The organism is Actinoplanes sichuanensis (assembly GCF_033097365.1).
GTDB lineage: Bacteria > Actinomycetota > Actinomycetes > Mycobacteriales > Micromonosporaceae > Actinoplanes > Actinoplanes sichuanensis.
In genome coordinates this window covers 5,462,619-5,484,828 of the sequence record NZ_AP028461.1, presented here as the reverse complement: position 1 = coordinate 5,484,828, position 22,210 = coordinate 5,462,619, and the positions used below count along the sequence as shown (strand labels likewise).

Genomic DNA, 22,210 nt, shown 5'->3' with positions numbered 1-22,210 from the left:
CCCCAAAGACTCACCTGAGCAGGGCGTTCACTACATCCGAAAGAGTCAGGGCGTCGGCCTCCCGGTAGATCGTGGCGCGTTCCGCCGTACCCAATGATGATCTTGCAGTGGCCTCGGCCGACTCCTTGTCGGCGATCTCGTCGGGGGTGAAACTGGGGGCGCCGAGCGCGGCGCGCTCGCGTTCGGCGAGAGCCAGCAGGCGCAGGCCGCCGGACGCGTCGCCGGCGGCGATGTCCAACTGTGCGAGGCCCTCCACCGCGTCGAGCTGACCCTCCGTGATGCCCAGGTCGGTGTAGATCGTCAGTGCCGAGAGCATCGCCTCCCGCGCCGGGGCGTGCCGCCCGCGTCGCCTGTGGGTGGTCGACAGGTTGGTCAGCGCGGCCGCCTCGCCACGTCTGTCGCCGAGCGCCCGGAAGCCGTCGAGTGCTCTGGTGAACAGCGGCTCGGCCTCGTCCAGACGGCCCATGCAGCGCAGTGTCCCGGCGGTGTTGTTCGACGCGGCGGCGAGCATCCGCTGATCGCCGGCCTCTTCGGCGGCCCGGATCGCCTCCCGCCCGAACTCCAGCGATGCCGGATAGTCCTCCTGCGCCTGCGCGGTGATCAGCAGGTTGTTGAGGGCGGCGAGGACACCGATCCGGTCATCGGCTTCACGGAACGTGACCAGACACTGCTCACCGAGCGTGCGTGCCTCGGCGAGGTCGCCGGAGTTCCGGGCCAGCGCGGCAGCCGCACGCAGCGCTCGTCCGCGCAGCGCCGGAGCGGCCGCCGGGGCCGCGGCGAGGGCCCGGCCCAGCCACTCCCGGCCCTCGATCATGCGACCGGCGATCCACCAGTACCACCACATGCCGGACGCGACGGTCAGGCCGCGTTCCGCGACACCGTCCCGCAACGACCAGTCGATCGCCGCCACGATCGTGTCATGATCGGCGGCGATGCCGCTCAGCCAGGCGGTGTGTTGCGGTCCGTCCGACGGCGGCGGCACCGCGAGGCGTTCCACCCAGAGATCGACGAGCCGCTGGTACGCGTGGACGCGCTCGTCGCCGGTCAGGCGCTCGCGGGCGTAGGCGCGGATCGTCTCGATCAGCCGGTATCGCCCGTCGCGCCACTCGACCATGGATCTGTCGACGAGCTGCGTCAGCGGGTCGAACGGGTCGTCGCCGTAGACCGCCTCGGCCGCCGTCAGGTCGAAACCGCCGGCGAACACCCCGAGCCGCCGCAACAGGTCCTGCTGGGTCGGGTCGAGCAGGTCGTAGCCCCAGTCGATCGCCGCCCGCATGGTCTGGTGGCGGGCCACCGGGGAGGTGCCTTTCAGCAGGTCGAGCCGCCGGTCGAGCCGGGACATGATCTCGGCCAGCGGTAGCGCCCGCAGGCGGGCGGCGGCCAGTTCGATCGCCAGCGGCAGACCGTCCAGCCGCCGCACCAACTCGGCGGCGACGACCTGCTCGGCCGGTGACAGCTCGGTACCGCCGCGTGCGGCCGCGACCCGGTCGGCGAGCAGCCGGACCGCGTCCGTCTGGGGATCGGTCACGCCCGGTGACGGAGTGGTGAGACCGCCGAGCGTGAAGATCACTTCACCGGGCAGGCCCAGCTGCTCGCGGCTGGTCGCGACGAGCCGCAGGCCGGGACATGCCGCCAGCAGGATGTGCGCCAGTTCGGCGGCCTCCGCCCGGACGTGTTCGCAGTTGTCCAGGATCATCAGCACCCGCCCGCCGGGCTCCGCTGCCGGGCCCAGCATCCGGCCGCTGAGCTGGGCTATCACCGTGTCCAGGACCGGGATTCCGGGTTCCTCGCGGATGCCGGCGGCGGCCGCGACCCGCACCGCGAGCGGCCCGTCGCGGTGTTCGGCCAGCTCGACGACGTGCACCGCGGCGTACTCGTCGCCGATCTCCCGGGCGACCTCCAGGCTGATCCGGGTCTTCCCGGCCCCACCCGGACCGACCACGGTGAGTAGCCGCGCTTCGCCGAGCAGAGCGAGCAGTCGATCGATTTCGGCCCGCCGCCCGATGAACCGGTTCCGCTGCGCCGGAAGCCCCGGAACCGGCCGGTCCAGCGTCGGATCCTGCCGCCGCACGGCCGCCGCGAGCGCCTCCAGCTCACCACCAGGCCGGGTCTCGAGATCTTCGAGAGCCTGCGCGGTACGCCCGAACGCGCTCAACGCCTCCCCGGCCCGCCCCGACCGGTACAGGGCCAACATGAGTAACCGGGCGAGGCCCTCATCGGTGGGCTGCTCGGCCGCCCACCCGGCCAGCTCGGTCGCCGCCGCGACGTGCCGCCCCTGGTCGAGGGCCTCCTGCGCCCACCGGAGCCGGGCCGCGAGTCGTCTCTCGTTGAGCCGGGCCGCGTCCGCCGCCACCGACGGCCCGGCGGTCACGCCCTCGTAGGCGTCCCCGCGCCACAGTCGCAGATCGGCGCGGTCCTCGAACTCGGCGGCGTCGAACCCGGCCCCGTCCAGATCGAGCTGATAGCCACCGGGCGCGGTCCGAATCCGATCACCGACCACTTTGCGCAGCGCCGACACGTGCATCTGCAGGGTCGCGCTCGCCGTGGACGGCGCGCCGTCCGGCCAGAGTTCGCCGAGCAGCCGGTCCACGGTGACCGGCCGCCCCCGGGCCGCGAGTAGAACGGCCAGCAGCGCGCGCGGCTTGGGCGGCAGCGCGAGCTCGTCGTCACCGGCACACACCCGGACCGGCCCCAGAACCTCAAACCGCACCACCAGCCCGATGCTACGGCCCGAACCCCCACCCACCCGGTACCTCGGAAGCGTGGCTGACTCAGAGCACGGTCACCGGGAACAGCTCGGTGCGGGCGATCACGGCGTCCCGGGTGGCGGCCAGGGCGGCCCGGCGCGGGTCGGCGAGGAAACCGTCGTAGCCCGCCTGGCCGCCGAATTCGATCAGCTGGGTCTCGTCCGGGGCGCCGTCCGGGCCGCCGGGCCGGGTGCGGGCCCGCTGCAGGAGGCGGCCGTCATGCTCGGCGAGCAGCGCGAGCACGGTGTCCTCGTAGGCGGCCATCGCGTCGGCCGCGCCCGGCCGGGCCCACAGCAGCACACACAGTTGGATCGTCACAACGGCAGAATCTAATGCCTCTTGATCTGTACGGTCACCGAGCCGCCCTGATCCTCATCGGGGTCGATCTCCAGCTGATACGTGCCGGACGCGGGCGGGCGGAACGTGATGGTCTCCCCGTCGGTGTCTCCGGCGGACAGCGTGGTGCCCGAACCGTGGCCGGTCACGTCGTCCGGGGCGAGCAGACGGAGCGAGATGCCGTCGGACGGCACCCGGTCCGGGCGGACGACCACGTCGAGCCACTGACCGGCGGTCACGTCGAAGCGGACGAAGGCCCGTCCACCCGGCTCCGCCCGGGCGGTCACCGCGGGCCGGCCCACCCTCGTACGGATCGTGGACGATCCGGCGATCTGCACCGTGAACCGGCCGGTGGTCGTTCCCGGCGGCCTGATCTCGACGGTCTGCGGGCCGGCCGTCCGGGTGGTGAACGGGGCGTCGCCGTAGTCGCCGCGTGGTCCGGCGCCCAGTGTCGCGTACCCGATCTCGGTGCCGTGCGGCGAACGGACCGTGACGTGCATGAGGCCCTCGTCGGAGGAGATGCTCTTGGTGTTGATCATTGCGGTGAGCTGCTCGCCGGCCTTGGCCGGGACGGTGACGAAGGCGGGCCGGCCGGGCCGGTCGATGTCGACCTCGACGGCCGGACCGCCGATCGCGGCGGTCGCGGTGGCGGCCTCGAAGACGGCCAGGTCCACCCTGCCGTGCGCGAGGGGGGCGGCGTTCAGCCGCAGGACGTGCCGGCCGGTCGCGTGCACGTCGAAGTCGAGGACGGTCAGGTCGGGTGTCTCCGCGGCGGCGGCGCCGAGCGTACGGCCGTCCGGTCCCTCGGCGGTCAGCTGCACGAATCCGGTGTTCTTCAGGGCGGCGCCGCGGGCCACCGCGAACAGGTGCCGCCCCTCGGTCGCCGGGAAGGTGACGGCGATTTTCTCCCCGGGCCGGCTGAACGTCAGTGGCTGGTCCGGACCGTTCACGGTGATCGGTTTCGGTTCGGCCGGCGCCGTCACGTGGACGGTCATCGTGCCGACGGTGTCGTCGTCGGTGGTCATCTCCAGGAAGTAGGTGCCGGTCGCCGGGGCGGTGAAGTCCATCGCGACCGGAAGCGAGTCGTAGCCGGGCTGGAGGAGCAGGCCCAGTTCCCGGCCGCCCGGCTCGTTGACGGTGAGCCGCAGCTCGTCCTCCGTCTCGACCATCTCCGGGTTGCCGCGCCCGACCACGGTGAACTCCCGGCCGGCGACCGCCGGGAAGGTGACGAAGACACGTTCGCCGGGCCGTTTGATCGGCAGGACGACCGGCGGGCCGTTCACCGTGGTGGTCATCCGGGTGGTGCCGACCAGTTGCAGCGTGCCGGTGCCACCGGTCGGGTCGACCACCGCGACCGTGTACGTCCCGCCGGTGAAGGCGTCGACGTGGGTCACCAGCAGATCGCCGACGCCCTCGACGGGCTCGTGGACCGGGGTGCCGTCCGGGGTGCGGATGTCGACTGCGAGCCGGCTGTCCGCGGGCAGGGTGCCCCGGCGCAGGACCACCGACAGGCGATCGCCGTCGTCGGCGTGGAACGTGGCCCGGTTCGTGCTGATCGGCTCCGCGTTCAGGGTGAGCACCCGGTCGGCGTACGCCCGGAGAGGCCCGGACGTCGCGCCGGACAGCGAGACGACGACCACCGCAGCTGTGACGACCGCCGCAAGGCGGCGAAGAATTCGCACGTCAGCCAACGCTAGGCGGTTTTCGGCGGCTTCGTCGGCGGTTCGGCGGCCCGGTCCACCCGGGGGAGTGTCGTACTCCGGCGGTACCGTTCGCGGACCGTCGGGACGGACGGCGGTCGATCGAGAACGGGGACGGGTGTGCGCGATTCCGAGGATGTCGTCGAGATGCCCCGGGCCTGGCTGCGGCACCGGCGGCCACGGCGGGAGAGCGCCGGTGTGCCGGCGTTCGTGCCGGTGCCGCAGGCCCACGGCCGGATCGACCGCATGCGTGCCGGTGAGCCGGGCTCGGTGCCCGAGGTCCTCGACCGGGCGGCCACCGACGCGTCGCTGCGAGCCGCCGGTCTGGCTTGGGAGGCGGGCGATCCGGAGGCGTCACCGGCCGGCGCCGCCGCCTCCGCGGCGATCATCGAGTTCCATCGGCGGGGCAACGGTGACGACGTCAGTCTGTTCGCCGACCTGTGGATCACCGAGCGTGGGCTGCCGTTCGCCGCGGCGGCCGCCGTCGAGATGGCGGCGATGGTGGTCATCGACGACTCGCTGCCGACGCGACAGCGATACCAGCGGACCCGTGACGCCGGGGTCCGCTACCTACGGGCCGGGGAGGCTCGTCCGGAGTATTTCGCCGACACGCCGCTGCAGGTGCTGCTCCGGGTGCGTCAGGCGCTCGCGGTCGCCCCGGAGGCCGAGTTCCAGCAGGTGGTGACGTCGCTGGAGGGGCATCGGGCGGGGTCGGCACACGCGCGGGCCGCGTGCTCGGTGCTGGTCCCGCAGGCGGACCGGGTGGAGGAGGACGTGGCCGCCGTGGTCGCCGACGCCGACGGTGTGCGGGCGGCGATGCTGTTCTACGCGGCGTGCACCGGGGCGCAGGCCGCGAGGTTGGTCGAGGTCGCCGGGGCGTGGATGCTGTTGCGCCACCAGACGGCGCTGGTGTCGGCGGCCGAAGCGCTCGGTGCCGAGGCCGGGCCGGCCCTGTTCCACTGGATCGATCAGGACGTCGCCGCGATCCTCGGGGTCAACGGCCGGCGCTGGGTGCTCCAGGTGCTGTCCGTGCTGCCCGGCGACGACGTGATCCGTGGTCTGATCAGGCGGGTCGCCGTCACCGACGTCAAGCCGGCCCTGATCGAGGCGGCCGCGCGGTTCCCCATGCGGGCGATGCGGATCCTCGCCGAGGAGGCGACCACCCCGGCCGTCACCGAGCTGCTGCGGGCCCACGTGCTCGCCCACGCCGACCTGGTCGATCGGGTGTCGGCCGGCCTCGGTGCGGACACCGCCGACCGGATCCGGGCGATCGTCGACACGGCCGACGCGGTGGTGACCGCACCGCTGTCGCGGGTGCCGCCGGTGCTCGCCGATCCGCCGTGGCGGCGCCGTGTCAAAGCCGCCAAGCCATCCGTGGTGGCCGATCTGACCTGCACCGATGAGCCGTCGGTGCGCTGGGCGCCGGGCGAGCGCGAGGAGTGGGCGGGCAGCCCGTTGCCGTATTTTCGTGACATGTCGGCCGACTGGCCGCAGGTCGCGGCCAAGGTCGCCGACGGGTCGGCGTGCTGGTGGGAGCCGAACCAGTTGTTCACCATGGCCCCGGAGGAGATCGCGCGGCCGGTCCTGGTCCACTGGCGGCCCCGCCCCTCGTGGAACGCCGAGTCGTGGATGCGGGTGACCGCCGCCAAATACGAGACGGACGCCCTGCCCGGCCTGCTCACGGTCGCTCGGGAGCGCCCGGCCGGGTATGGGCCACTCCTCCTGCCGTTCGCGTCGCCGCAGGTGGCGGAGCTGATCGCCGACTGGCTGACCCGGCTCAAGCCGATGCGTGGCCTGGCCCGAGCCTGGCTGGCGAGGCACCCGGCGGAGGCGGCCTGCGCGCTGATCCCGGCCGCCCTCGGCAAGCCGGGTCCGGCCCGGCGGCACGCCGAGAAAGCGTTGCTGCTCCTGCCCGCCGACCGGGTGCGCGCCGCCGCCACCGGGCACGGGCCGGCCGCCGAGACCGCGGTGGAGACCCTGCTGACCAGGGATCCGTTGACGCTGTTGCCGAGCCGGATGCCGGCGCCACCGACGTGGGCGGCGCCCGCCCTGCTGCCACCGGTGCGGCTGCGCGACGGATCCGGGGCACTGCCCGCCGAGGCCGCCGGGCACCTGGTCGGCATCCTGATGATCTCGCCGCCCGCGGAGCCGTATGCGGGGTTGGCGATCGTCCGGGAGGCGGTCGAGCCGGCCGACCTCGCCGAGTTCGGCCGGGCGCTGTTCCAGCTGTGGCAGTCGGCCGGTGCCACCGCCAAGGACAACTGGGTGCTCGACGCGCTCGCCCTGACCGGTGACGACGAGACGGTCCGTCGGCTGTCCCCACTGATCCTGGCCTGGCCCGGTGAGGGCGGGCACGCCAAGGCGGTCGCCGGGCTGTCGGTGCTGGCCGGCATCGGCACCGGTGTGGCCCTCCTGCACCTGCACCGGATCGCGCAGCGCGCGCGGTTCAAGGGCCTCAAGTCGGCGGCGGCCGCCAAGATCGACGAGGTCGCCGAGGGGCTGGGGCTCACCGCCGAGCAGTTGGCCGATCGGCTGGTACCGGACTTCGGCCTGGACGCCGACGGGAGCCTGCGCCTCGACTACGGGTCCCGGCAGTTCGTGGTCGGGTTCGACGAGCAGTTGCAGCCCCTCGTCATCGACGGCGGCGGCAAACGGCTCAAGACCCTCCCCAGGCCGGGGGTACGAGACGACGCCGCACTGGCCGACGAGGCGTACCGGCGGTTCGCCGCCCTGAAGAAGGACGTGCGCACGGTCGCCGCCGACCAGGTCCGCCGCCTCGAACAGGCCATGGTGACCGGCCGCCGCTGGACCGGCGCCGAGTTCCGGGAGCTGTTCGTCGGCCACCCCCTCGTGTGGCACATCGCGCGGCGCCTGGTGTGGGCCCGTTTCGACGACTCCGGGGCCGTGCTGGGCGCGCTGCGCATCGCCGAGGACCGCAGCTTCGCCGGGGCCGACGACGAACCGGTGGCCCTCGCCGACGACGACGTGGTCGGGATCGCCCATCCGCTGCATCTGGGCGACCGGGCCGCCGCGTGGGCCGAGCTGTTCGCCGACTACGCGATCGGGCAGCCGTTCCCGCAGCTCGGGCGGGCGGTCCACGCCCTGACCGGGGCGGAGGCGGAGGGCAGCCACCTGGCCCGGTTCGAGGGGCTCACCGTGCCGACGACCAGGGTGCTCGGGCTGGAACGGCGTGGCTGGCGACGCGAGGACCCACAGGACGGTGGTGTACAGGGGTCGATCGAGCGCACCGTCGCGGCCCGGCGGGTGATCTCGATCGAGCTGGATCCGGGCATCGTCGCCGGGGAGGCCGGCCACTTCGCCGACCAGAAACTGATCGGGGTGTTCCTGCACGACGGCACCGGTAGCGGGTGGGCCGGCCCGGATCGGGGGCGGGTGCCGCTGAGCAGCCTGGATCCGGTCGCCGTGTCGGAGATCCTGCGGGATCTGACCGACATCGCCGGCTGACGATTCTCGTCGTACCCGGATCTTGTCGTACCCGGAGGATAGGTTGCGCGGCATGGAACTCACGGGGGCCTCTTTCGTCCTGCCGGATGCCTGGCTGGAGCACGTGCATCCGCGTCGCGGCGGCGCCGGGGTGCGGCCGTTCACCGCCGACCGGCGCGCGCGGGCGCGGACCGATCGGCTTCTTCCCTCACGGCCGGGCGGGGTGGCCGGAGTGCTCGCCGCGCCCTCCACTCCCGACGACGTCCGGGCCGCCGCGGAGCAGTGGGCGGCCGGTCACGCCACGCCGGTCGGGGCGGCCGCCGTCGCCGTCATCCGGGCGAGCGGCCGCAACGACCGCGGGGTCGACCCGGCCATGTTCGCCGACCTGTGGATCGGTGAGCACGGGCTGGTCTTCGCCGCGGTCGCCGCCGTCCAGATGGCCTCACTGGTGCTGATCGACGACAACGCCGGGGCGGGTCAGCAGCGCTACCCGTCGTCCGACCTCGGGGTCAGGTTCCTGCGGTCCGGTGAGTCGCCGGAGTCCTCGATGACCGTGCCGTCCGTCCTCCTGCGGGTCCGGGCCGCGCTCGCGGTGGCGACGGATGACGAGTTCGAGCAGGTCGTCGCGGCTCTGACGCCGTTCCGGGCGGGCCTGCCCCATGCGCGGGCCGCGTGTTCGGTGCTGGTGCCCCGGCCCGACTGGGTGGCTGCCGACGTGGCCGACGCTCTCGCGGACCGCTGCACGGTCCGGGCACGCATGCTGCTCTACGCCACGAGTGATCCGCGCCAGGCCCGGCAGCTGGCCGAGATCCCCGAGCCGTGGTCCATTCACGTCGACCGGAGCCTGGTCTTCACCCTCCTCGCCGCGGTCGGTCCGGAGGTGGTGTCCACTCTGTATTACTGGCTCGACCAGCGGGTCGTTCAGTTCTCCGGGGCGGGCACCGAGCGATGGCTGTTCTCCGTGGTGGCCGCCATCCCGCGCGACGACGTGCTGACCTGGCTGCTGGCTCGTGCCGACGACTCGCGTGCCGGTAAGGCGGCCCTGCTGGAGGCGGCCGAGCGGTTCCCCGGCCGGGCCTTGCGGGTCCTCGCCGAGCAGGATGCCACCGACCTGCTGCGCGTCCACGTCGTCCGCCACGTCGACCTGGTCGACGAGGTGGTGCCGCAGCTGAGCCCGGCCGCCGCCGGCCGGGTGCGGGCCATCGTGGACTCGTGGGCCGCGGTGGTGACCGCGCCGGCGTCCGCGGTTCCGCCGGTGCTCGCCGACCCGCCGTGGCGCAGCCGTAAGAAAGCCGCGAAACCACCCGTCGTCGCCGGTCTGACCTGCTCCGATCCGGCCGCGGTCAGTTGGCTGCCGGGCGAGCGGGAGGGGTGGGCGCAGGGAGACGGCTACCACGTGGCCGCCGGGACCGACTGGGCGGCCATGGCCGAGCGCGCGCTCGGTGGTGGCGGTCGCCGCCGGTGGGACGAGCCGGGCAAGCTGTTCTGTCGGGGGCCGGAGGAGATCGCCCGCGAGACGCTCGCCAGGTGGAAACCGCACGCCGAGTGGAACACGCCGTCCTGGCTCCCGACCGTCGCGGTCCGTTTCGGGACCGGCGTGCTGCCCGCGCTGCTCACCCTCGCCCGCACGGCGCCCGCCGACTACGCCGCGCTACTGATGCCGTTCACGTCGCCCGAGGTGGCGGTGCTGATGGCCGACTGGTCGGCCCGGCTCAAGTCGGTGCGGAGCATCGCCCAGGGGTGGCTGCTGCGGCATCCCGCACCGGCCGCCCGGGCCCTGATCCCCGCCGCTCTCGGTAAGGCGGGGCTGGCCCGGCGGCAGGCTGAGCGCGCGCTGCTCCTCCTGCACGGCAACGGTCACACAGCACTGCTCCGCCAGACCGCCGAGGGGTTCGGGCCGGAGGCGGCCGCCGGGGTGGAGGCACTGTTCACCGCCGATCCGCTGCTGGCACTGCCCGCCCGGATGCCCAACCCGCCAGTGTGGGCGGCACCCGGGGCGCTGCCACCGGTGCGGCTGCGTGACGGTTCCGGGGCGCTACCGGCCGAGGCGGTCACCCACCTGGTCCAGATGCTGATGATCTCCCGATCCGACGAGCCGTATGCGGGGCTCGCCCTCGTCCGGGAGGCCATCACACCGGCCGAGTTCGCCGAGTTCGGGTGGGCGCTGTTCCACCAGTGGCAGACCGCCGGCGCTCCGGCCAAGGACGGGTGGGTGCTCGACGCGGTCGCCCTGACCGGCACCGACGAGATCGCCGACCGGCTCGCCCCGTTGATCCTGGCCTGGCCCAGCGAGGGCCTGCACGCCAGGGCCATCGCGGGGCTGTCCGTGCTGGGTGGCATCGGCACCGACGGGGCGCTGATGCACCTGCACCGGATCTCGCAGCGGGCCAAGTCCACACCGCTGCGTAAGGCCGCCGCCGCACGGATCAGTGCGGTCGCGGAGGGGCTGGGGCTCACCTCGGAGGAGCTGGCCGACCGGCTGATCCCGGATTTCGGCCTGGATTCCGACGGGAGCCTGCGGCTCGACTACGGGCCACGGCAGTTCGTCGTCGGGTTCGACGAGCAGTTGCGGCCGTTCGTCACCGGCGGGGACGGCAAGCCGCTCAAGGAGCTGCCGAAACCCGGGGTCCGGGATGACGCTGAGCCGGCCGCGGCGGCCTACCAGCGGTTCGCCGTTCTGAAACGGGCCGTCCGGAAGATCTCGGCCGATCAGGTCCGGCGGCTGGAGGAGGCGATGGTCGCCGAGCGCCGGTGGAGCGGAGCCGACTTCCGGCGCTTGTTCGTCGAGCACCCGCTGATGTGGCACATCGGGCGCCGGCTCCTCTGGGCCCGCTTCGACGAGACCGGGGCCGTGGCCGGTGCGCTGCGGATCGCCGAGGACCGCAGTTTCGCGGGCGCCGACGACGAGCCGGTCCGGCTCGGTGACGACGACGTGGTGGGTGTCGCGCATCCGCTGCACCTCGGCGAGGACGCCGCCCGGTGGGCTGAGGTGTTCGCCGACTACGAGGTCCTTCAGCCGTTCCCGCAGGTCGGGCGGCCGGTGTTCGCGCTGACCGAGGCGGAGCGGGCGACCGGGCGGCTGGCCCGGTTCGAAGGGGTCACCGTGCCGACCACCAAGGTGCTGACCCTGGACCGGCGTGGCTGGGTCCGGCACGAAGCGGTCAACGCCGGAATTCAGGCGGGTTTCGATCGGCTGGTCGGGCCGGGCCGGGTCCTCACCGTGCACATCGATCCGGGGATCGTCGGGAAGGTGGGCTACCACGCCAAGCAGAGCCTGGTCGCGGTCTTCCTGCACGACGGCAGCGTCAGCCCGTGGGATCTCACCGGGGCCAAGACACTGCCGTTCGGTGTGCTCGATCCGATCGCCGCGTCGGAGATCCTGCGCGACCTGACCGACGTGACGGCCTGACCGCCGCGGAACCGGTCCGCGGCGTTCACCGGTGCCGCTGGTTTCCGGGCGGGCTGCCGCGGCTTCGGCCGTGCGGGCTTCGGCTCCGTGGGTGGGCTGGCGTGGGGCGGCTTCGCGCGGTTTTGGCTTTGCGGCGGCAGCTCCGCGGGTGGGCTGCTGTGGGGCGGGTTCGCGCGGCCTCGGCCGTGTGGGCGGCGGCTTCGCGGGTGGGCTGCTGTGGGGCGGGTTCGCGCGGCCTCGGCCGTGTGGGCGGCGGCTCCGCGGGTGGGCTGCTGTGGGGCGGGGTCAGGCGGCTCTGGCGGGGCTCCGTCACCATGCGGCCCGGCCCGTGTGTTTACCGGCGTAAGGGAGGCTGCCGGCGTGTTCGAGCAGGTCCTGGGCGGTCGGGTGGTCGCGGGTGGTGGCGACGGGTGGGGGTCAGATGGCGGACGGGGCCGCGCGCTGCGCCGGGGTGGTGTGGGTGGCGGCCAGGGCGGTGACCAGGTCTTCGCGGGCGCGGGCCACCCGGGAGCGGATCGTGCCGACCGGGCAGTCGCAGACTTCGGCGGCCTCCGCATACGACAGGCCCAGCACCTGGGTGGCGATGAACGCCTCGCGCCGGTCGTCGGGTAGACCGGCGAGCAGCGAGGTGAGCGCGTGCTCCTCCTCGAATCGGGGGCGGCCGTCCGACTCCGCAGCGTCGGCGCTGGTCACCCAGTCGGTGACGGCCGCGATCCGGGGGCGGCGGGTGATGTGCCGGATGTGGTCGGCGGCAACCCGTCGGGCGATGGCGAACAGCCACGTCCGGACCGAGGAACGGCCTTCGAAATCGGGCAGCGACCGCAGCGCGCGCAGGAAGGTGTCCTGGACGAGGTCGTCGACGTCGGACTCACCGGACAGGGTCCGCAGGAATCTGGCCACCTCGAACTGGGTGGCCCGGATCAGGTCGGCTGCCGCTTCCCGGTCACCGCGTCCGGCGGCGAACGCATAAGCGGTCAGGTCGGCGTCGGCCATGCGGGCGTCCTCTCGCTGTCGTGGTTCCGCGTTCAGGTACGAGTACGCGGCGGCAGTCGGTTCACCCTAGGCGCGGGCTACCAGGTGGTCGTCGGCCCGATCGATTTAGTTCCCGCCATGATGTGCCGACATTCGACCGATCCAGCCGACCGCCATCCTCCGCGCAGGTCAAGCCCACGAACGGCCGCCCCGGAAAGCCCGGTTTCCGTGCTTAGGAGTCGCCCGGTCTGACGCGGCCAGGGTTCCCGGAGTCAGCGGTGGTGAGGATTTCCGGGGTCGGCAACAGCAAAGGTTCCCGGGGTCGGCGGTGGTGAAGGTTTCCGGGGCCGGCAACAGCGAGGGTTCCCGGGGTCGGCAACAGCAAAGGTTCCCGGGGTCGGCGGAAGTGAAGGTTTCCGGAGTCAACTCGTAGCGAAGCAGGCGTCGATCAGCGCCGGGGAGACCTCGCCGAGGGTGGCTGGTCGCCATTGGGGGCGCCGGTCCTTGTCGATGATCTGGGCTCGGATGCCCTCGGCCAGATCGGGCAGGCGCAGCAGCGCCGCCGACAGGCGGTACTCCTGGTCGAGCGCCTCGCGCAGCGTCGACAGACCGGCCGCCGACCGGATCGAGCGCAGCGCCACGACCAGCGACGTCGGTGACTTGGTGGCGATCTCCTTGGCCGCCGCCTGGGCACCGGGCGCGGTGGAGGAGGCCAGCCGGTCGATGATCGCGGCGACGTCGTCGCCCGCGTAACACTCGTCGATCCATCCGCGTGCGCCACCGAATTCACCGGGCCGGAAGGCGGCGGTGTCGCCTTGGACGGCAGCGGCGGTGTCGCCTTGGACGGCAGCGGCGGTGTCGCCTTGGACGGCAGCGGCGGTGTCGCCTTGGACGGCAGCGGCGGTGTCGCCTTGGACGGCAGCGGCGGTGTCGCCTTGGACGGCAGCGGCGGTGCCGCTCTGGACCGCAGCGGCGAAACCGCCGGTGAGGTCGCCGGGCGGCGGTGTCTCGGCGAACGAGGCCACCACCTCGGCGGCATCCGACGTCCGGAGGGCCACGGCGAGATCGGCGAGGCGGGCGGACGGCACGAACACGTCGGCGAGACCGGCGACGATGGCGTCGGCCGCACCGATGGTTCCTCCGGTCAGGGCGAGATGCGTGCCGATCTCGCCCGGAGCGTGCGACAGCAGCCACGATCCGCCCACGTCCGGGTGGAAGCCGATGCCCACCTCGGGCATCGCCAACCGCGACCGTTCGGTGACGATCCGCAGCGACGCGTGGGCGGAGACACCGATGCCACCGCCCATCACCAGGCCGTCCATGAACGCCACGACCGGTTTCGCATACTCGGCGATCTCGGCGTTGAGTCGATACTCGTCGGCCCAGAAGTCCAGCGAGCCGCTGCCTCCGGAGACGGCGTCGGCGTGCATGGCCCGCAGGTCGCCTCCGGCGCACAGGCCGCGCGGTCCGGCACCGTCGATCAGCACGGCCCGGACCCGGTCCGTTTCCGACCAGTCCGCGAGCGTACGCCGAAGGAGCCCGACCATCTCGGCGGTGAGTGCGTTGATCGCCCCCGGCCGGTTGAGGGTGACCCGGCCGAGCCCGCCGATCACCTCGACGAGTACCGGCGGCACGCTCTGCGACGACATGCCCCCGATCTTGCCCGCACCCCGGCCGTCGAACGAGTCCGGGGTGCGGGCCGGTTCAGGGGGCGGCGTGGGCGAAGGCCTCGGTCAGCGGCCCACCGGTCCGGCGCAGCTCGGCGATCGCCCGGCTGGCCCGGCTCTTCACGGTTCCGGTGGAGCAGCCGAGCTGGCCGGCGATCTCCTGCTCGGACAGACCCGCCCAGTAGCGCAGCACGAGCACGATCCGCTGCCCGGCCGGCAGTTGACGCAGCGCGGCCAGGACCACCTCGGTGGTGTCTCGCAGGTCGTACGCATCCCCGTCGACGGCGCGGTCCGGTGGCGCGGCCGCGGGCAGTTCACGACGCCACAACCGGCGTCCGGCGCGCCATGCCGCCCGTACCATGATCTGCCTGGTGTAACCCTCGGGGTCGCCGTCGGGATGCAGCCGCCGCCAGGCGCGATGGGTTTTGACCAGGGCCTCCTGGGTGAGGTCCTCGCCGTGCCCGCGGTCGCCGGTGAGCAGCGTGCCGTAGCGGACGAGGGCCGGATAGCGTGCGCCGACGAACGCGGCGAACTCGTCGTCGGTCACTCGGCACCGATCCCGAAGACCGTCTTCAGCTCGGTGACCGTCGCGTCGCTGAGCCGGACCCGGCCGCCGTGTGAGGAGACCGCCTCCTGGCAGCCGCCGCCGAGCGAGATCACCACCCGGAACACGGTCGGGTCGGCCGGGGAGTGGAACTGCGTCAATGGGGCGGCAGTGGGCAGGAACGTGATCTCGGCGGTCTGTTGTGACTCGTTGGCGCAGGCGTCCGCGTTCGCCACCACGTCGGTCTGGGCGCGCAGGGTCTGGATCAGCCCGGTGACGGCGGCGCTGTCGTCGAGATCGCCGTGCCCGTCCGGGCCGGACCAGTAGGCGTCGGCGGCGGTGTCGGGCAGCCGGAGGACGCCGGCGCCGGTCGGTGTGGTCCGGATCGTCGACACCAGCGTGCGTTGCGCCGGGCCGTCCATCAACCAGTGAACGGTGACCTGCGACCACGGCATGACCATCAGGTTCCGGGCGGTGGGGATGCCCGGCTTCAGGTACCTGTTGTCGAAGTCGACGGCGAGCCAGGCCGGTTCACCGCCGGGCAGGGTGATCGTCACTGGCGGGTCGGTCACCATGCTGACGACACCGTCGGCGTCCTGCTGCCGGCGTCCCATCCGGTCGATGCTGCGTTCGCCGGATCCGTACACCAGGATCTGCTTTTTCGGGCAGCGGCCGTCCCCGCTCGGAACGACCATGACGAGGGTCTGCCATGTCTGCGGGACGCACGACGCCGCCTGTTCGGTCGTCAGAGCCCGCCATTTCGGGGGCACCGGCATCTTCAGGGCGCCGGCGACGATCTTCCCGTCGATGACCAGGGGTGTGGGCGTGGCGTCGGCGGTCCGCCGCGGTTCGGCCGGTTGCGGGGTGGGCCCGTTCCGGATCAGGCCACTGGTGGTGATCGCACCGACGGCCAGCACCGCCACGGCGGCCCCGGCCACCCCGGCCGTCACGGCCCGCCGCCGGGCGGCCCGTCCACGGCGCAGGACGGATCCGACCGGGTCCGGGTCGCGCGGTTCGAGCTCGCCGACCGCGTCGTCCAGTAGCTGTCTGAGACGTTCCGTCATCCCCGCTCCGTTCGGTCCGATCCGTCGTCACCCTCCCGAAAGGCATCACCGCGCGGAAAGGTTCCATCAATCGGCCATCGATGTCGAGGGTGGCCGGGCGACCGGGGCGGGGGCTGCCGGGGCACGATGTCGAGGCCGGTTCGCGTACTTCGACGATCAGTGACCGGTATGGTGACGGCGGCGGAAAGTGATCGCCGCTCGCGGCGGAACGTGAGGACAGGGTGCCTGACCGCGACCCGATGAGTACCGGACACGAGGCTGCGATCGAGCATGCCTACCAGCTCATCGAGGCTGCTCAGGGTCATGACGACCCGGCTGCGGTGGAACGGGCCGAGCACGAGGCGCGGGCCTGCGGTTGGGAGGACGTGCGGCTGCTGCTGCACATGGCCCGGTCGTTGGCCTGTCTGGAGGCGGGGGTCGACGACACCGAGCATGTGAACGCGATGCTCGACACGGCCCTGCTGCTCGGCGATCCGGACCTGCTGGCCCTGTCGATCGCGCTCAAGGCGTTGCGTTGCGCGAGCCGCCGCCGGCTCGCGACGACCGGGGAGTCGGCGGCCGCGCTGCTGGTCGAGGCCGTGGTGCTGCTGGACGAGGCGGACGGCACCGGGCTGGTGCTGCATCGGGCCAACGCACTGATCGAGGTCGCCTGCGTCGCCCACGAGCTGGGGTTCTGGGAGCTGGCGCAGGAGTATTACCAGCTCACCGAGCAGACGCTCGCGCCACCACAGCCGCGCTGGGCGGAGACGATCCGCCGGCAGGCCCGGGTGGTGTCGATCAACTCGTTCGACCTGGCGCTCGACTGGGCGAGTTGTCTCGCGGGGATCGGTCAGTGGGAGGAGGCGGCGGCCCGGGCGCGTACCGTCCTCGCCGTCGGGGACCCGACCGATGCGGAATGGCCGCCGGGCTGGGTCGGCGAGGTGCACGGCATGCGGCATCTGCTGGCCACGATCGCCGGTGACGAGCCGGTTCCGGCCGAGGGGCGGGTGGCGGCGCTGGGCGCTGCGATCACCGCGGCCCGTGAGGGTGCCGCCGAGACCGCCGCGCTGCTGGCCGTGCAGGCCGGCGACGACGTCGGGATCCCGCTGCCGACCGGCACGAAACTGCTGCGCCTCGGCATCGCCGCGAAACGGCCGGGGACCAACCCCGAGGCCATCCGGTACGGCGACGAGCTGGCCGTACTGCGCTGGAACGACCGCCTGGACCGGATGTCCGGGATGCGCGACGCGATCGCCGTGGAGCGCCGCCGCCGCGACCACGAACAGTTGCGCCGGGACCTGGTGGTGGACGAACTGACCGGCCTGGCGAACCGTCGTGGCTACCAGGCGTACCTGTCCGGGCTGGGCGGTGACGTGAACCTCTCGGACGAGCAGGCCTACGCGGTCATGATGATCGACGTCGACCATTTCAAGGCGGTCAACGACAATTTCGGTCACGACGTGGGCGACCTGGTGCTGGCCCGGCTCGGGCAGATCCTGGCGCTGCACGTGCGCCCGATCGACCTGGCGGCCCGGCTGGGCGGCGACGAGTTCGTGGTGATCCTGGCCGACGTGCACACCGACATCCCGACCGCCCGGGCGCAGCAGATCCTCGACGCGGTCCGGACGCACCCGTGGGACGACCTGGCGGTCGGGCTGAAGGTCTCGGTGAGCATCGGCGTGCACCATGGCAGCCGGCGTGAGTTGCCCGCCCTGCTGACCGACGCGGACCGCAGCCTGTATCACGCCAAGCACGACGGCCGCGGCCGAGTCTGGGCAGATTGACCAGGGAAAAGGACCAACGACCCGCCGTTCTGGGCAATCTGTCAGGCGAAAATCGTACTTGTTGTGCAGTGACCGGCGTCTCGTAAAGCTGTGGGCAGAGCAGGCCGCTGAAGGGAGCGCCGATGTCCGTCAACGACACGCTGACCAACGAGGAACGCCTCGCGGAACTCGATCTCGACACCCTCAAACAGTTGGTGGGCCTGGTCGAGTACGACTCCGCCGGCGACCCGTTCCCGGTGACCGGGTGGGACGCGATCGTGTGGGCGGTCGGCAACGCCACCCAGACCGCGCATTTCTTCCAGTCCGCCTTCGGGATGGAGCTGATCGCCTACTCCGGTCCGGAGAACGGCAACCGTGACCACATGTCGTACGTGCTGAAGAGCGGCGCGATCCGGTTCGTGATCAACGGTGGGGTCGACCCGGACAGCCCGGTGATCGCCCATCACGCGGTGCACGGCGACGGGATCACCGACATCGCCCTGACCGTCCCGGACGTGGACAAGTGCATCGAGCACGCCCGCGCCCAGGGCGCCACCATCCTCGAGGAGCCGCACGACGTCTCCGACGAGCACGGCACGGTCCGGATCGCGGCCATCGCCGCCTACGGGGACACCCGGCACACCCTGGTCAACCGGGCGCACTACTCCGGCCCGTACCTCCCCGGTTATGTCGCCCGGACCACGACGCACCGGAAGCGGCCCGGGGCGCCGAAGCGGATCTTCCAGGCTCTCGACCACATCGTCGGCAACGTCGAGCTGGGCGCCATGGACGAGTGGGTGCAGTTCTACAACCGGGTCATGGGTTTCACGAACATGGCCGAGTTCATCGGCGACGACATCGCCACCGACTATTCGGCGCTGATGTCGAAGGTGGTGGCGTCCGGCAATCACCGGGTCAAGTTCCCGCTGAACGAGCCGGCCGTCGGCAAGAAGAAGTCGCAGATCGACGAGTACCTGGAGTTCTACCGCGGGCCCGGCGCGCAGCACCTGGCGCTGGCTACCAACGACATCCTGCGTGCGGTGGACGCCCTGGTCGAGGAGGGTGTCGAGTTCCTGGCCACGCCCGACTCGTACTACTCCGACCCGGAGCTGCGGGCCCGGATCGGTGAGGTGCGGGTGCCGATCGAGGAACTGCAGAAGCGCGGCATCCTGGTCGACCGGGACGAGGACGGTTATCTGCTGCAGATCTTCACCAAGCCGACCGGTGACCGGCCTACCGTGTTCTTCGAGCTGATCGAGCGGCACGGGTCGCTCGGGTTCGGCAAGGGCAACTTCAAGGCCCTTTTCGAGGCCATCGAGCGGGAGCAGGCGAAACGCGGGAACTTCTGATGGCTCATTACCAGCGAGCGGGTGACATCCCGCCGAAACGGCACACCCAGCACCGCGACCCGGACGGGAAGCTGTACTACGAGGAGCTGATGGGCGAGGAGGGCTTCTCCTCCGACTCGTCGCTGCTCTACCACCGGCACGTGCCGTCGGGGGTGGCCGGCGCCCGTATCTGGCAGCTGCCCGACCAGGCGACCGAGGCGAACCAGCCGCTGCTGCCCCGGCACCTGCGCCTGCACGAGCTCTTCGACGGCGAGGAGTGGAAGTCGTGCGACGCGGTCCGGGATCGGCGGCTGGTCCTCGGCAACGCCGACGTGCGGATCGGGTACGTGGTGGCCGGCACCGCGTCGCCGCTGTACCGCAACGCCACGGGCGACGAGTGCGTCTACGTCGAGGCCGGTACCGGCACGGTCGAGACTGTCTTCGGTGATCTGGTCGTCGGAAGCGGTGACTACGTCATCCTTCCGCGGGCCACCACGCATCGGTGGGTGCCGTCCGGGGACGCGCCGCTGCGGCTCTACACGATCGAGGCGAACAGTCACATCGCGCCGCCGAAGCGTTACCTCTCCCGGTACGGCCAGTTCCTCGAACACGCGCCCTACTGCGAACGCGATCTGCGTACCCCCGAGGCCCCTCATGTGGTCGAAGGGGAGAACGTCGAGGTCTACATCAAGCATCGGGGCGACGGGCCGGCCGGGCTCGCCGGGACCGTGCACGTCCTGCCGCACCACCCGTTCGACGTGGTGGGGTGGGACGGGTGCCTGTACCCCTACGCGTTCAACATCGCCGACTTCGAGCCGATCACCGGGCGGGTCCACCAGCCGCCGCCGGTGCACCAGGTCTTCGAGGGCAACAACTTCGTGATCTGCAACTTCGTGCCGCGGAAGGTGGACTACCACCCGCTCGCCGTGCCGGTCCCGTACTACCACTCGAACGTCGACAGCGACGAGGTCATGTTCTACGTCGGTGGTGACTACGAGGCCCGAAAAGGATCTGGGATCAACGTCGGCTCGGTGTCGTTGCACCCGGGCGGGCACTCGCACGGGCCGCAGCCCGGTGCCATCCAGGGGAGCCTCGGCGCGGAACGGTTCGACGAGCTGGCGGTCATGGTCGACACGTTCCGGCCGCTCGGGCTCGGTGAGGCCGGACGGCTGTGCGACGACGGCGTCTACGCCTGGACCTGGGCGCGGAACTCATGAACGCCCTGTTCGCGGGGCTGTTCGACGACGCGGCGATCTTCCCGCCGGGGAACCTGCCGATGGGCGAGGCGGTCGCCGCTCATCGAGCCCGGCAGGGGTCGCCGCTGGTCGGGCCGTTCGTGTGCTCCCTGGCGCGCTTCGACGAGCTGGCGCGTTCCGACGAGCCGGCGCGCTTCGAGGAGCCGGCTCGTTCGACGGACGGCCCGGACCTGGACGTGTCGCTGGTGCTGCCGGGGCCGGTCGACGAGCTGCCGGTCGCCGAGGGCATCCGGATCGTGGCGCTGGAAGGGCCCGCGCTGGATGGGGGCGCCCTCACCACGTACACCGAAATCGCCTGCACGGAGGTGACCGCGACGCGCGTCGCGGCCCTGCGCGACGCGGGCTTGCGATTGAAGATCAGGACCGGTGGGGTACGGGCGGACGCGTTCCCGAGCGAGGCCGAGTTGGCCGGCGCGATCTGGGCGGCGGTGCGTGGTGGTCTCGCGTTCAAGCTGACCGCGGGTCTGCACGACCCGATCCGTCATCGTGACCCGGTGACCGGTTTCGAACATCACGGCTTCCTCAACGTGCTGCTCGCGACGGCCCGCGCCCTGCAGGGTTACGCGATCGAGCGGGCGCTCGCCGACCAGGACGGTGACCGGGTCGCGGCCGCGGTCGCCGGCATCGACGACGTGTTGGCCAAGGCGGTCCGGCACCACTTCATCAGCTTCGGCACGTGCAGCATCGACGAGCCGGTGGCCGGCCTGCGACGCTACGGACTCATCTCGGAGGCAACGCTGTGACCTGGCTCGACATCCCGTCCGGCCACCCGTTCGGCGTCGCCGCCCTGCCCTACGGTGTGTTCAGTACCCCGGCCGACCCGCACCCACGGACCGGCGTGGCGATCGGTGACCTGGTCATCGACCTGCCCGCGACGGTCCGCCGGCTGGCCCCGTCGCTGGCCGGCGCGGTCGCCGGGCCGTCGCTCGACGCGCTGCTCGCCGCCGGGCCGGCCGTCTGGGCGGAGCTGCGCGGACTGCTGACCACCTGGGTCACCGACGAGGTGCACCGTTCTCATCTCGTGGTCCGCGACGACGCGATCATGCACCTGCCGTTCACCGTGGCCGACTACGTCGACTTCTACGCCTCCGAGGAGCACGCCACCAACCTGGGCCGGATGTTCCGGCCCGACCAGGCGCCGCTCACCCCGAACTGGAAGCATCTGCCGATCGGCTACCACGGCCGGGCCGGCACGGTCGTCGTGTCCGGAACCGACATCACCCGGCCGAGCGGCCAGCGCCGCAGCCCGGACGGCGAGATCACCTTCGGGCCGTCCCGGCGGCTCGACATCGAGGCCGAGCTCGGTTACGTCGTCGGCGCCGGATCGGTGTTGGGGGAGCCGGTCGAGCTGGGCGCCTTCGACCGGCACGTGTTCGGGGTCTGCCTGGTCAACGACTGGTCCGCCCGCGACATCCAGGCCTGGGAGTACGTTCCGCTCGGCCCGTTCCTGGGCAAGAGCTTCGCCACCTCGATCTCGCCGTGGATCCTGCCGCTGGCCGCCCTCGACCACGCGCGGGTCGGCCCGCCGGAGCGGACCGTGCCGCTGCTGCCGTACCTCGACGACGAGAAGGCGCAGCCGTGGGGCTTCGACATCCGCCTGGAGATCCGGCTCAACGGGCACGTCGTGTCGCAGCCGTCGTTCGCCGGCATGTACTGGACCGGTGCGCAGATGCTCGCGCACATGACCGCCAACGGCGCCTCGCTGCGTACCGGCGATCTGTTCGCCTCGGGCACGATCAGCGGCGGCTCACCCGGCTGCCTCATCGAGCTCTCCTGGAACGGCACGAAGCCGGTGCGCCTGGCCGACGGCTCGGAGCGGACCTTCCTCGCCGACGGTGACGAGGTGGTGATCAGCGCGACCGCGCCAGGACCGGACGGCTCGGTGATCGGGCTCGGCTCGGTGGCCGGTCGAGTCCGTTCTCCTCTTGCCGAGTAAACAAACGGACAGTTCCCCGACTTCTTCGAACCGTCACGGGCCGTGATCCGTGTCATGTCGCGGAC

General features: G+C 72.1%; 14 protein-coding genes. 7 read left to right on the top strand and 7 right to left on the bottom strand.

Features of this window, described 5'->3' with window-relative positions:
• Positions 1–10: 10 nt before the first annotated feature.
• The 3 genes from Q0Z83_RS25175 to Q0Z83_RS25165 are packed head-to-tail and all read right to left on the bottom strand — an operon-like array spanning position 11 to position 4,765.
• Entirely contained in the window at positions 11–2,713 is a 2,703-nt protein-coding gene (locus Q0Z83_RS25175; protein ID WP_317796454.1) for a BTAD domain-containing putative transcriptional regulator, read from the bottom strand.
• A gap of 58 nt (positions 2,714–2,771) precedes the next feature.
• Positions 2,772–3,065: a hypothetical protein gene (locus Q0Z83_RS25170; RefSeq protein ID WP_317796453.1), complete on the bottom strand. Its 294-nt coding sequence runs from the start codon at positions 3,063–3,065 to the stop codon at positions 2,772–2,774.
• A gap of 11 nt (positions 3,066–3,076) precedes the next feature.
• Positions 3,077–4,765 carry a hypothetical protein gene (locus tag Q0Z83_RS25165; RefSeq protein WP_317796452.1) on the bottom strand — a complete coding sequence of 563 codons (1,689 nt, stop codon included), beginning with the start codon at positions 4,763–4,765 and terminating at the stop codon, positions 3,077–3,079.
• A 138-nt stretch (positions 4,766–4,903) separates the two neighbouring features.
• Between Q0Z83_RS25165 and Q0Z83_RS25160 the strand changes: the two genes are divergently transcribed.
• A complete protein-coding gene (locus tag Q0Z83_RS25160; protein ID WP_317796451.1) occupies positions 4,904–8,248 on the top strand; it encodes a DUF4132 domain-containing protein in 3,345 nt (1,114 codons plus the stop codon).
• Between the two features lie 52 nt (positions 8,249–8,300).
• Positions 8,301–11,636, top strand: coding sequence for a DUF4132 domain-containing protein (locus Q0Z83_RS25155; RefSeq protein WP_317796450.1), 3,336 nt, complete (start codon positions 8,301–8,303; stop codon positions 11,634–11,636).
• A 417-nt stretch (positions 11,637–12,053) separates the two neighbouring features.
• On the opposite strand, the gene Q0Z83_RS25150 is transcribed toward Q0Z83_RS25155, so the two are convergent.
• The 4 genes from Q0Z83_RS25150 to Q0Z83_RS25135 all read right to left on the bottom strand — a co-directional run bounded on the left by Q0Z83_RS25150 (position 12,054) and on the right by Q0Z83_RS25135 (position 15,883).
• Positions 12,054–12,629, bottom strand: coding sequence for a sigma-70 family RNA polymerase sigma factor (locus tag Q0Z83_RS25150; RefSeq protein WP_317796449.1), 576 nt, complete (start codon positions 12,627–12,629; stop codon positions 12,054–12,056).
• Positions 12,630–13,030: 401 nt separating this feature from the next.
• Positions 13,031–14,257, bottom strand: coding sequence for an enoyl-CoA hydratase/isomerase family protein (locus Q0Z83_RS25145; protein ID WP_317796448.1), 1,227 nt, complete (start codon positions 14,255–14,257; stop codon positions 13,031–13,033).
• A 55-nt stretch (positions 14,258–14,312) separates the two neighbouring features.
• Positions 14,313–14,822, bottom strand: coding sequence for a SigE family RNA polymerase sigma factor (locus tag Q0Z83_RS25140; RefSeq protein WP_317796447.1), 510 nt, complete (start codon positions 14,820–14,822; stop codon positions 14,313–14,315).
• On the bottom strand, positions 14,819–15,883 hold the full coding sequence (locus Q0Z83_RS25135; protein ID WP_317796446.1) for a hypothetical protein: 1,065 nt from the start codon (positions 15,881–15,883) through the stop codon (positions 14,819–14,821). The genes Q0Z83_RS25140 and Q0Z83_RS25135 overlap by 4 nt, the downstream gene beginning before the upstream one ends.
• Before the next feature lie 239 nt (positions 15,884–16,122).
• On the opposite strand from Q0Z83_RS25135, the gene Q0Z83_RS25130 reads away from it, so the two are divergent.
• From Q0Z83_RS25130 to fahA, 5 genes are all read left to right on the top strand, one after another.
• Positions 16,123–17,646, top strand: a complete 1,524-nt coding sequence (locus Q0Z83_RS25130; protein ID WP_317796445.1) for a GGDEF domain-containing protein — start codon at positions 16,123–16,125, stop codon at positions 17,644–17,646.
• Between the two features lie 122 nt (positions 17,647–17,768).
• Positions 17,769–18,974, top strand: coding sequence for a 4-hydroxyphenylpyruvate dioxygenase (gene hppD, locus Q0Z83_RS25125; protein ID WP_317796444.1), 1,206 nt, complete (start codon positions 17,769–17,771; stop codon positions 18,972–18,974).
• Positions 18,974–20,170: a homogentisate 1,2-dioxygenase gene (locus Q0Z83_RS25120; RefSeq protein WP_317796443.1), complete on the top strand. Its 1,197-nt coding sequence runs from the start codon at positions 18,974–18,976 to the stop codon at positions 20,168–20,170. The genes hppD and Q0Z83_RS25120 overlap by 1 nt, the downstream gene beginning before the upstream one ends.
• Positions 20,125–20,952 carry a hypothetical protein gene (locus Q0Z83_RS25115; protein ID WP_317796442.1) on the top strand — a complete coding sequence of 276 codons (828 nt, stop codon included), beginning with the start codon at positions 20,125–20,127 and terminating at the stop codon, positions 20,950–20,952. The genes Q0Z83_RS25120 and Q0Z83_RS25115 overlap by 46 nt, the downstream gene beginning before the upstream one ends.
• On the top strand, positions 20,949–22,145 hold the full coding sequence (fahA, locus tag Q0Z83_RS25110; protein WP_317796441.1) for a fumarylacetoacetase: 1,197 nt from the start codon (positions 20,949–20,951) through the stop codon (positions 22,143–22,145). The genes Q0Z83_RS25115 and fahA overlap by 4 nt, the downstream gene beginning before the upstream one ends.
• The last annotated feature ends 65 nt before the right edge of the window (positions 22,146–22,210 follow it).